Annotated in this window: 7 protein-coding genes; 1 reads left to right on the plus strand and 6 read right to left on the minus strand. The window is 61.1% G+C overall.

The features are described from left to right. Positions 1–454 precede the first annotated feature (454 nt). From M5G20_RS04305 to pvdM, 5 genes are all read right to left on the minus strand, one after another. Complete coding sequence (locus M5G20_RS04305; protein ID WP_273918079.1) at positions 455–2,935, minus strand: TonB-dependent siderophore receptor; 2,481 nt, start codon at positions 2,933–2,935, stop codon at positions 455–457. Positions 2,936–3,069: 134 nt separating this feature from the next. Next, on the minus strand, positions 3,070–4,719 hold the full coding sequence (locus M5G20_RS04310) for a cyclic peptide export ABC transporter (RefSeq protein ID WP_273918080.1): 1,650 nt from the start codon (positions 4,717–4,719) through the stop codon (positions 3,070–3,072). A gap of 217 nt (positions 4,720–4,936) precedes the next feature. Next, complete coding sequence (pvdO, locus tag M5G20_RS04315) at positions 4,937–5,815, minus strand: dihydropyoverdine dehydrogenase (RefSeq protein WP_273918081.1); 879 nt, start codon at positions 5,813–5,815, stop codon at positions 4,937–4,939. Positions 5,816–5,963: 148 nt separating this feature from the next. After that, positions 5,964–7,244: a pyoverdine-tailoring periplasmic protein PvdN gene (gene pvdN, locus M5G20_RS04320; protein WP_273918082.1), complete on the minus strand. Its 1,281-nt coding sequence runs from the start codon at positions 7,242–7,244 to the stop codon at positions 5,964–5,966. 29 nt (positions 7,245–7,273) lie between these two features. Then, entirely contained in the window at positions 7,274–8,623 is a 1,350-nt protein-coding gene (gene pvdM, locus M5G20_RS04325; RefSeq protein ID WP_273918083.1) for a pyoverdine-tailoring dipeptidase-like protein PvdM, read from the minus strand. Positions 8,624–8,863: 240 nt separating this feature from the next. Here pvdM and pvdP point away from each other — a divergent pair, with 240 nt between their 5' ends. Continuing rightward, complete coding sequence (gene pvdP, locus M5G20_RS04330; protein WP_273918084.1) at positions 8,864–10,483, plus strand: pyoverdine maturation tyrosinase PvdP; 1,620 nt, start codon at positions 8,864–8,866, stop codon at positions 10,481–10,483. 130 nt (positions 10,484–10,613) lie between these two features. Here pvdP and M5G20_RS04335 read toward each other — a convergent pair whose 3' ends face one another. Further along, positions 10,614–12,008, minus strand: a complete 1,395-nt coding sequence (locus M5G20_RS04335; RefSeq protein ID WP_273918085.1) for an efflux transporter outer membrane subunit — start codon at positions 12,006–12,008, stop codon at positions 10,614–10,616. Between the last annotated feature and the right edge of the window lie 2 nt (positions 12,009–12,010).

A 12,010-nucleotide genomic window follows, 5' to 3' on the forward strand; every position in this document is an offset into this window, starting at 1 on the left:
GAGGCCGAGTGGAGGTTCTGTGTAGTGGGCAACCCGGCATGGATGCCGGGTTAGCCGCCCCCGGCCATGGATGGCCGATGGCGGCGGGCCCACGGAGCAGGACCGGAGCGAGGGCATGCCGAGCCTCGGCGAGGCACCGAACGAAAGGGGCAAGAGCCCTTTGGTTACTTTGGGGCTTTTCCAAAGTGACCCGCTGTAAGAGCGGAACCCTAGGTGGCCGTTACCGCAGCAATGGATATGTACACGCTCAAAAAATACCGAGACTCACACACCACCATCGCCAGCAAGCCGGCTCCTACAGGGGAATGCGTGCGAACGATTAAACAGGCGGCTTCTACAAGGGAGCGTGGTTGGGAACGCATCAACGAATATGCAGGTGCTTGATCGGGATATCGCGGGCAAAAAAAATGCCCGCATCTCACGACACGGGCATTTTTCAGGTCAGCTCAACGGTTCAGAAATCGTACTTCGCCGTGAGTTGGAAGTTGCGCGGCTCGCCGTAGAAGGTGGTGCCGAAGTTACCCAGGCCTGTCAGGTACTTCTTGTCGAAGACGTTGTAGGCGTTGGCGGTGAAGCTCAGGTGTTCGTCGTACTGATAGCGGGTCATCAGGTCCACGAGGGTGTAGCCGCCTTGTTTGATATTGACGGTTTCGCCTTGGCCGCTGCCATTCACGCTCGGGTTGAACGTCTGACCGTAGAACGCGCTCTGCCAGCTCACACCGCCACCGACGGTGACCTGGTCAAGTGCGCCAGGCAGACGGTAGGTGGTGAACGTACGCACGACGTGTTCCGGTTTGGTGGTGGCCAACGGGAAGCCGAAGATGCGTTGCTCGTCCTTGTCACGGGAGCGGGCGTAGGTGTAGCCGGCGGACAGGTTCCAGCCTTCGGCCAGTTCACCGGCAAGTTCCAGTTCCACACCTTTGGTGGTGGCGCCGGAAGTTGGTTTGTAGACGTCTTGACCGGTGTTGGTGTCGGTGGCGACGTACTGGGCGACGTTGTCCTGCTCGATGCGGAAGAAGGCCAGACTGGCGTTCAACTTGCCTTCGAAGTAGGCGGCTTTCAGACCGGTCTCGTAGCTGTCGCCTTCCACCGGTTCCAGGGTCTTGCCGCTGGCGTCCTTGTAGATTTGCGGCTGGTAGATGCTGGTGTAGCTGGCATACACCGAGTACGTATCGTCAAGGTCGTAAACCACGCCGGCATAAGGCGTAACAACACCGTGTTCCTTGTAGCTGGCATGGGTGTCGGCCAGGTTGGCACCTGGGTAGTAGGTGTAATCCTCGTTGTACTTGAAGGTGCTTACGCGGCCACCAAGGATGAACGACAGATCATCGGTCGGACGCAGGCGCGTAGCCAGGTAAGCACCGTTCTGGCTTTGGGTACGCTCGTATTTGCCGTTCTTCGGAAACTCCTGTTTCGCGATGTGGCCTTCCCAGTCAAAGATGTTGCCCGGCACCAGTTCGAAGGCGCTGGTGTCGTAGGTGGCACCGGTCTGACGCGAGTGCGACGTCATGAAACCTGCGACCAGTTCATGCTCACGGCCGCCGAGGGAAAACGGACCGGAGAGGTTGATGTCAGCGGTGTTCTGTACGCGGTGGCCTTCCCAGCGCCCCCAGTAGAAGAACATGCCTTCGCCGGTGGCGCGATCCGGGTTACCGCCGCTGGCAGAGGCTAGTTGGGTATCGTGATCGGTGGTTTTCTGGTCAAGGGTGGCCTTGAGCTTCCAGTCGTTGGCCAGTGCTTGTTCCAGGGATGCGAAGTAGGTGGTGCTTTCAAAATCACGACGGCTCCAGTCGGAACCCGGGTTGAAACTGCGCGAGAAATCGGTACGGCCACCGTCGCTGAAGAACGGCGAGTTACCGGTCCAGGAACTGCCGCGCGGGGTGGCGCTGGATTTGTCGACACCCACGGTCAGCAAGGTATCGTCGGTCAGGTCGGCTTCGAGGATGCCGTAATACAGGTCTTTCTTCTGGCTGTAGTGGTCGATGTACGAATCTTTGTCCTGCAGGGCGCCGACAAAGCGGCCGCGCACGGTGCCGGAGTCGTTGAGCGGGCCGGAGATGTCGCCTTCGGTGCGGTAGTTGTCCCACGAACCGACGGTGCCGCTGACCGACGCCTTGAACTCCTTGGTTGGTTTCTTGCGCACCAGGTTGACGGTCGCGGCCGGGTCGCCGGCGCCGGTCATCAGCCCGGTCGAGCCCTTGATGACTTCGATGCGGTCGAGGCTGGCGGAGTCGTCGCTGTTGTTCGGGTTTTCACCGTAGACACCGTCGTAAGGAATGTTGACGCCGTCGTACTGAAAATTGGTGATGGCAAAGCCACGGGTGGAAAACTCGGTACGGTCGCTGTCGTATTTTTGCATGGTGACGCCAGGCGTGTTGCGTAGAACATCACCCACGCTCTTTGAGCCTTGGTCATCCATCTGCTGGCGGGTAACCACGGTCACCGATTGCGGCGTTTCGCGAATGGTCAGCGGCAGCTTGGTGGCGGTGGTGGTGGCGCCGGTGGTGTAGGAACCGGTGTCTTCGGTGGTCAGGCCCAGGGCCTGGCCGGAGATGGTCGTCGCGCCCAGTTGCAGGCTGGAAGAGCCGCCCGACATCAGCGTCACGCTGTTGCCGTTGATCTGGAACGAAATACCGGTGCCTTTAAGCAACTCGGCCAGCGCCTCGGAAGGCTCCAGCGAACCGGAGACCGCACGGGATTTCAGGCCGGCCACCTGGTCCGGGCTGTACAGGATTTGCAGGTTGGTCTGCATGCCCAATTGGGTCAGCGCGCTGGACAGCGGCTGAACCGGGATACTGACTTTTACAGGTGCAGCATTGGCCATCGAGCTCCCCAGCAAGGTGGCGGTCAGCAGTACGCTGGTCAGCAAGGTTTTATGCAAAGTCGGGCGCTGTACGGCCAGCGCGAGAGGTGTGCGGCGTGGAAGAGATCGCATTACTTACCTGTGCTCCTGAAAAGTGTCATGCAGCATTATTGTTAATAGGAATGATTATTAAGACGAAGCGCGAATGCGAAACCGGAAAAGAAATTTCAGAACGTCGAAAAACGGCTTGAAAACCTGGCGCGGGTTCAGGCGGGCGTCAGTTCGGTGATCACCCGACCGCTGTCCATGCGCACCAGTTGGTCGGCGACATCGAAGTAACGGTCATCGTGGGAGATCACGATGATGGTCTTGCCCAGCCGTTTGAGGTCCGGCAGCAGCTCGGTGTAGAAAATCCGGCGGAAGGTCGGGTCCTGGTCGGCGGCCCATTCGTCGAACACCAGCACCGGGCGTTCTTCCAGCCAGGCATTGACCAGTGCCAGGCGTTTGCGCTGGCCGGTGGAAAGATCAGTGGTGGTGAAATTGCCGTCCTTGACGCTGACCTTGTGCGCGATCTCCAGGCGCTCCAGGTATTTGTTGGCATCTTCCGGGATGTGCGTGTCGCCCTGGACCACGTCGTCGAACAGGTAGTAGTCGGCGAAAATGGTGGTGAACAGCTGACGATAGTCGTCGCGATTCTGTGCGTCGATGGCCTCGCCGTTGACGCGGATCTGCCCCTGCTGCGGGGTGTACAGGCCCAGCAGCAACTTGATCAGCGTGGTCTTGCCGCAACCGTTTTCGCCGACGATGAAGGTGATGTCGCCCTGTTTGATCGTCAGGTTGACCGGCCCCAACTGGAACGGCGCGGCACCGTCCACCGACGGGAAGGCGTAGCGCACGTCCGCCAGTTGCAGCGCGTGCACGGCGGGTTTGACGTGGCCTTGATCGCTGAGCAGCAGGTGCGGCTCAGGGGTGGAAAACTGCTCGGACAATTCGGCGATGCGGCGAAAGGCAATCTGCGCGCGACTGACGATTGGCAGGGTACTGATCAAGTGCTCCAGCGGGCCTTTCATGTACAGCAGCACCAGCACGAAACCGCTCATGACGGTCTTGTCGGCGCTCGGCCAGAAGGTTTGCAAGGCCAGCGCCAGGCCGATGACCACGAAGAACAGCATCGAGCCGAAGGTTTTGGCGATGACGAACGTGTTGATCGAACGGACCTGGGTGTCGCAGATGAATTCGGCGGTGCCCTTGATGCCCGAAGTGAACATGCGCTGGCGGCGTGGCCGGTGAATGCGCAGTTCCTTGGCGCCTTCGGCGATTGCGTTGTAGTGCTTCTGCAACTCGTCTTCGGCCTCACGGGCGGCCATGAAACCCTGCACGCCTTTGCTTTGGGCGTAGGCCTGGATCGCCGTGCCGATCAGGATCGCCGCGACCATGATCAGAAACATCGGCCACGACAGGATCGCCAGGTAGCCCATGCAACCCAGGGTCACAGTCACGGAAATCGCCAGCGGCGCGAAGGCGAAGGCGAAGTCGCTGATGGTGTCGACGTCGTGGGTCAGCACCGGGATCAGACGATGGCTGCGGTAGCGCTCGATCTGTTCGATCGGCGCCGACAGGACTTTTTCACCCAACTGTTTACGCAGCTTGGCGATGATGTGCTGGCCGACATAGTTGGTGCCGATGTCGGAGCAGATCGAACTGGCCAGCGCCAACAGACACAGGCCGGCGAAGAGCGCCACCACGCCCTGGGTCAGGCCGCTGTCGGAATGCAACGCGTTGTTGATGGTCGCCAGCAACACCGTGACGCTCAGGCCGCCGACCATGCCCAGGAAGATGGACGCGGCGACGATCAGTCGAAAGGGTTTGAGCAGGGCGAACAATTCGCCGATGGCGCCGCGTGTGGGCTGGGTCATGGAAGACAGTTCCTTGGGTCGTAAGGCAGATACCCAGTAGAACGTGTGGTCGAGGGGTTAATTTAGAAGGTTGGCGACTGGCGGTGAGGATGCTCACACTGCTGAACCCTGTGGGAGCCAGCCTGCTGGCGATAGCGGACTGTCAGGCGATATTTTAATCGACTGGAAGTCAGTCATCGCCAGCAGGCTGGCTCCCACAGGGGGAAAGTGGTGCGCCTTAGAAGTGGCGCACTACACGAAAGCCCATCCAGTCTCCACGCTCTTGCGGGTACTGGCTGTTGCGGTTGCCCGAGCGGGAGAACACCGGTGCTTCACCCCAGTCGTTGCCGCGGATGCGCACCGCTTCGCAGTTCGGTTCCAGCCAGGCGCTGCCGTCGGTGGGGGCGCCGACGTAGTTCGGGTGTTCGCAATCTTCGACCCATTCGTAGACGTTGCCGTGCATGTCGTACATGCCAAAGGCATTGGGCGGGTAGCTGCCCACCGGCGAGGAGTAGCTGTAGCCGTCCGCCGGGCCGTAGGTGTTGGCGTGCCTGGCGATGCTGTATTCCTTGCCTTCATCGAACGGGAAGGGGAACGGGCCCTTGGTGCCGCCGCGTGCGGCGTATTCGCGTTGGGCTTCGCTGACCATGCTGTAGTTCTGCCCGGTCTTTTTCGACAGCCAGGTGACGTAGTTTTTGACGTCATCGAAGTTCATGCACACCGCCGGCTGGCGCGGGCTCTGTGGATAACGCGGCTTGCTGGCGATGCACTCACGACCGGGGCGGGTATCGCCGTTGGCGATGGTCACGCCGCTTTCCTTCACGTAGCTGTCCCACTCGCCGGCGGTGATCTGGAAACGGCTCATGGCGAAGGGCTTGGCGAAGGTCACATCATGCCTCGGCCCTTCATCGGGCTCGCGGCCGACTTCGTCATCGGGCGTGCCCATGGTGAAGGTGCCGGCCGGCAGAACGACCATTTCCGGGCAGTTCTTGCAGTCCTTGAATACCTTGCCCGGTGGCGGGGCCGTGGCGGCGCTGGCGGCAATGGGGAGCAGGCCGGCCATGAGGGCGGACAAGGCGATGGCCTTGAGCGGCAGGGTCAGCAGATCAGTGTTCATGAGTCATCTCGATCAAAGAAAAACGGTTGAAAAGCGAACCTGTAGGAGCCGGCTTGCTGGCGTTAGCGGTAGATCAGTCAGCGTCGATGTTGGATGTGGCGGCCCCATCGCGAGCAGGCTCGCTCACACAGGGTTCAGCGTCATGCCGTCATACTGTTTTATTCAGCAGCGCCATGAAGCGGTCGATTTCGTGTTCGTTGTTGAGCAGGCCGGGGGCGATGCGGATCACCGGGCCGACGTCACGGTCGACCGAGTCGCAGACCACGCGGTTCTGCATCAGCCCTGCGGCGACTTTTTCGCAGTCCCTATCCTTGATCCGGAAGAACGTGAAACCGGCCGACAGCTGCGGACTGTGCGGAGTGACCAGTTCGATTCGTGGCTGTTCCAACAGGCGATTCTTGGCATAGGTGTTGAGTTCATGGATGCGCGTCTGAACGTCGGCCTTGCCCAGTTCCAGGTGCAGCTTGAACGCTTCGTCCACCGCCCAGCGATGTTCGAAACTGTGATAACCGCCGGGGGTCATGAGGGTGGCGAAATCGGTGGCTTCGCTGAAGGTCGGAATGATCGGCGTGACGTCCCTGACCTCGGCCGAACGCGCGCAAATGATCCCGGTGCCACGGGGACCGAACATCCATTTGTGGGTGCCGGCGATGAAGAAATCGCAATGCATCTCGGGGAAGTCCGTGTTCTCGACGCCAAAGCCGTGCACGCCGTCGACCACATACAGGATGCGATCCTTCTCGTCGCGCTGACGGTTCAGCGCTTCGACCAATTTGCCGATTTCACCGACCGGCAGTTTCACGCCGCTGCCCGATTGCACCCAAGTCATGCCCAGTACGCGGGTTTCCGGACGAATGCCCTTGGTGATCGAGTCGAGTACTTCATCCACGGAAATGTCGCGGCTGTTTTCGAACAACTTGAGCTTGCGCACCTTCGTGCCCTGGCGTTGCTGCCGGAATTCCAGGGTGTAGTGGGTGGAGTAGTGTTCGTGCTCGCTGACCAGGATTTCCTGCTCCGGGCGCACATGAATGCCGCCGTAGATCATCGCCAGGCCTTCGGTGGTGCTGCCGGTCAGCGCGATCTGCTCAGGCTTGGCGTTGAGATAACGCCCGGCCCAGACCCGCACGTTGTGCTCGCGTTTCTCGGTTTCCTGCAGGTCCCAATCCATGGCGCGGCCGGGGTTGCGGTCGATGTTGGCGCGGTGCATGTCGATCGCGTTGCGCACCGGTGTCGGGTGCGAGGTCACCAGGAAATTGGCGAAATGCAGGTAGTCCGGGTCCTGATTGAACAGCTGGCGCAGTTGCGCCCATTTGCCTTTGGGCGACGGATGAAGATTGCTGGCCATTGCCGGTAGATTCACGCCGGCAGCCAGCGGAAGGCCGGCGGCGAGAATGCCGGCCTGCTTGAGGAATGAACGACGGTTGGTCATGGTTTCGACTTCGCTTGGCAAAAGTGGCATCAGTTTTTGGCGACCGGTCTGGACGATTTCTCGACCTGGTCCCAGACCCGCAGGAAGTTGCCGCCCCAGAGCTTGGCGATGTCGGCCTCGCTGTAGCCGCGGCTGATGAGCTCGGCGGTGACGTTGCGTACTTCGCTGACATCCTTCCAGCCATCGATGCCACCGCCATCGTTGAAGTCGGAGCTGATGCCGACGTGATCGATACCGATTTTCTTTACCGCATAGTCAATCGCGTCGCCGTAATCCTTGAGGGTGGCCTTGGGTTCTTCGTCGACGATGGCGTAGAGCTGGCTGGCGTATTCGCCGAAGCGTTGCTCGGACCAGACGGTGATGATCGGGTCACCCGGCATCAGCGCCATTTCAAGACCTTGCAACGGTTGCAGATCGAAACGCGCACGCAGGGCGTTGAGTTTGTCCTGGGTGGCCTGGCTCAGGGGACGGATGTAGGTCGGGAAACCGACAATCTGCACCACACCGCCACTGTCCTTGATCAGCTGCATTTCGTGGTCGCTGAGGTTGCGCGGAATATCCACCAGCCCGCGCGGCGCCGAATGCGAGGCGACCATCGGCGTGCGGCTCAAACGTGCGACTTGCTCCAGGGCCTTGGTCGACATCTGCGACACATCGATGATCACCCCCAAATCATTGAGGCGGTGCACCGCTTGTTTGCCGATGTCCGAGAGCCCGCCGAGGGCGTCCCGCGAATCATTGAAGAACGGCAGTGGCCGCGACGAGTCGGCCCAGGCGTTGTTGCCCACATAACTGAAGCCGAACATGCGCATGCCCCGTGCGGCCCATTTGTCCAGGGCGTTGAGGTCGTTGCCCAGGGGATAGGCGTTGAGCATGCTCATGAAAATCGCGAACTTGCCTTCGCCATGCAGGCGGCGGAAATCGTCGGGGGTGTAGGCGATGGCCACCTGATTGGGGAAGTCACGCACCAGTGTGGTGATGATTTTGTAGCGGGTTTCCTGCTCGAAGCGCGCTTCTTCGATGAAGCCGGCGGTGGGGCGGTGCGGCGCGTTGGGGCCGTTCCAGATTTCCGGCCAGCCGAAGATGGTCAGCGCCGCACCCGACAGGCGCCCGCGAGCGGCTTTGACCAGGTCAAACTGGCCGCTGCCGTCCTTGTCGGCTTCGTTGCCGGCGGTGCCGAAGTCCATCGGCACGGTGATGTGGCTGTCGAACGAGAGAAGGCGTTCTTGCAGTTCATCGGCCTGTTTCATCACCTTGACCGGGTAACCGGGGTTGTCCTTGAACCAGTAATCCCAGGCCGCGAAGCCGGCACCTGCGCTGATGGCCAGGGCCAATGGCAGGCCGATGTAAAGAGCCTTTTTCGAACGTGGTTTTGTCATTGCCGTCTCAGTCAGGTTGGCCGCGGGGGGCTTTGCTATCTGGGAGGAACGAGCGGCGGAGCCGGAAATTTAAGTGTCTGTGCTGGCCTCTTCGCGAGCAGGCTCGCTCCCACATTTAATCTTCGGTATTTGCAGAAATCCCTGTGGGGGCGAGCCTGCTCGCGAAGCTTTTAAATTTGTTGGGGCAACAAACGTTCTAGCTTGGATAAAGCCTGCTTCATGGCTGACACAGGTAGGGCAATGACGATTTCTCGACGAGGGTTCATGGCGGGTCTGGCGCTGACCAGCGCTGCCGTGCCTGCGGCTTTTTATGGGCATCGCGAATGGACCAAACCGGACCCGACGATCACGCCGGGTGAGGCTTCATTCGATGTGGCGGATGTCGCCGGCCAGCGCTTGGCGGATACGCTGCGCGGTGTCTGGCAGATTCGCTTCGAGGGCCGTGACGCCGGGCTTGAAGGCTTGCCGCGGGACGGGCTGGAAGTGTTTCTCGACATCGGTCACAAAGGTCGTGGGCTGATCGGTTTTCTCGACACGGCCGAACGTTTGCGTTCCAGCGAACAACCTCGCTACCGGGTGCTCGGCGATCTGGCCGGGGTTAAACCAGCGCAGTTGAGCTGGCGCCTGGTCAGTGCCAATGGCAGCTGTGATTACGAATTCAGCATGGCGCTGGACGAAGTCTGGGCCGGGTTCGGCAATGCCGGCAGCGGATCTCTCAGCGGTCGCGTGCTGGATCTGGATCGGCCCTTGATGCTGACGGCGCAGGACAACCGTTTTGTCGCCGTGAAAAAAGTCTTCCCCGAAGCCCGCGAGCGCACCGGTCTGAATCCACCGCTGTTGGCGTGGCTGACGTCTCAGGAACATCGCCTGTTTCACCAACTCTGGCATGCGTCACGGGACAAGTGGCACAGCTTGCCCGAAGACAAGCGCAATGCCTTGCGCGGTATCGGCTGGCAGCCTGGCCCCCGGGACCAGGAGCGTGATGCTCGTGGCAAACGCAAGGATCGCAATGGCTCGGGCGTGGATTTTTTCTTCATGCACAGGCACATGCTCGGTACCGCGCGCTCACTGCAGGATTTGCCGTCGTGGACGCATTTCCCGCTGCCGCAACCTGAACTGGCCCGGGACCGCATCGGTTTCGCCAACTACTTCGACAACCATGACGGCACGGCGCTGCCGCCGACCTGGCTGGCCGAGGACGATGACGAGTACTCGCAATGGGTTAGCGACATCAAGACCGCCGAGACCTACCACAGCAATTTCCAGGTTTGGGAATCGCAGTATCGCGATCCGCGTTATTTGTCGAAGCTGACGCTCGGGCAGTTTGGCTCCGAGGTGGAGTTGGGCTTGCACGACTGGCTGCACATGCGCTGGGCCTCGGTGCCGCGTGATCCGTCCAATGGCCAGCCGGTGCCGTTCGCCCGGGATCCGGCGGATTTTTCCGCGCGTTGGTATGCGCCGGAAAACGACTTTCTGGGTGATCCGTTTTCGTCCCATGTGAACCCGGTGTTCTGGCATTTTCATGGCTGGATCGATGATCGCCTGGAAGACTGGTTCCGCGCCCATGAGCGTTTTCATCCGGGGGAGGTCAGTCGGCTTGAGGTCAATGGCGTGCCGTGGTTTGCACCGGGGCGCTGGGTCGAGATCGACGACCCGTGGCTCGGCCCGAGCACCCACGGTTGCAGCACCACGCCGGGGTTGCAGGCCGGCAAATCCGTGGAAATGGACCCGGAAACCATGAAGCTGGCGCTGCGGATTACCTTTGGCGAGGATGAAAAGAAACTCGCCGACCTGTTCCGCAAGGTGCCACAACGGCCGTGGTATGCGCGGCATTTGAAGGCCAGGCAAAGTCAGGCCTGAACACCGCGTTATCGTTCGATCGCTGGCTTGCCAGCTCCCACAGGTTATCCGTCGTGCTCAAGTCGTCCGGCAAAATTGAACCCCTGTAGGAGCTGGCTTGCCAGCGATGGCGACCGGACCAGCACCGCAACTACAAAACCTGCCAGCCACCCCCAAGCGCCTTGTACAACGCAATGCTCGCCTGCATTCGCGATAACCGCAGCTGCACATTCAGGTCTTGCGCTGCATACAGCGTGCGTTGGGTCTCCAGCACCGTCAGCCAATCCTCTGCACCCGCCTCATAGCGACTCTGGGCAATGTTGAACGCGGTTTGTGCCTGGTTCAGTTCTTCGCTTTGCCACTGCCGCTGCTCGTCAAGTCCGCGAATGCTGTTGAGCGCTTTTTCCACGTCGGCGAAACCGTTGATGATCGCGCCACGATAGGTTTCCAGCAGTTCTTCCTGGCGGGCCGTGGCCTTGTCGCGCTCGGCGCCCAGGCGTCCGTTGTTGAATACCGGCGCGAGCAACCCGGCCGTGAGGTTGTAGAAGGGGCTGCGCAGAATGTCGCCCGCACGGTCGGCGCCGGAGCCGATTTCCGCGCTCAGGGTGACGGTCGGCAACATGGCGGCGCGGGCGACGGTGACGTCGGCCTGGGCCGCGGCCAATTGCGCTTCGGCGCGGGCGATGTCCGGGCGGCGGCTGAGCAATTGGCTGGGCACGCCGGCATCGATGGCTGGCCATGACAACTGATCAAAGCGTTCCTGACCGAGTGCCAATTCCTGCACCGGGCGACCGAGCAGGGTGGCGAGGCTGATCTGCGCGTCCCTGGCCTGTTGCTGCACCTGCGGCAATTGCCGTTGCTGCGCCGCCACCAGGCTTTTCTGCTGCGCCAGTTCCAGCGCCGTCGCCGAGCCCGCGTCAAAACGGGTCTGCACCAGCCTCAACACATTCTGCGCGTTGGCCAGATTCAGTTCGGCAATGCGGCTTTGCTCTTGCAGTGACAATGTTTGTACATAGCCGCTGGCCACACCACTCAACAGCGTCAGCTCTACCGTGGCCTGATCAAACTCGCTGGCGCGCAGGGCAAATTGCGCACTGTCGCGGGAGGCGCGCTGGCCACCCCAGAAGTCGATTTCGTAGCTGGCTGTGAGGTTGGCGTCAAAGTAGTCCACAGCCTTATTGCTGCTGTCGGCATCCAGTTGGCTGTAACCGTCTCCGCGCAGCAGCTTCTGCCGGTTGGCGTTGAGCCCGGCCTTGACCTCCGGCAACTGCGAACCCCCGGCGACCACCGTTTCAGCCTGTGCCTGGCGCACCCGGGCGATGGCGGCGGCCAGGTCGTAGCTGCCGTCGCGGGCCTGTTCGATCAGGCGTCCCAGTTGCGGGCTGCCGAAGCGGTTCCACCATTGCTGGTTGTCGCGGGTGGCGCCGGCGATGTGCGGCGATTGCCAGGCGGCGGGCGGCGTAATGCCGCTGTCCGGGCGCTGGGCAGGGCTGCCGCAGGCGCTGAGCAACAGGCACATGGTCAACAGGCTGAGTGGCGGCTTCATCA

It is taken from the genome of Pseudomonas sp. TNT2022 ID1044 (genome assembly GCF_028656895.1).
Lineage (GTDB): Bacteria > Pseudomonadota > Gammaproteobacteria > Pseudomonadales > Pseudomonadaceae > Aquipseudomonas > Aquipseudomonas reinekei.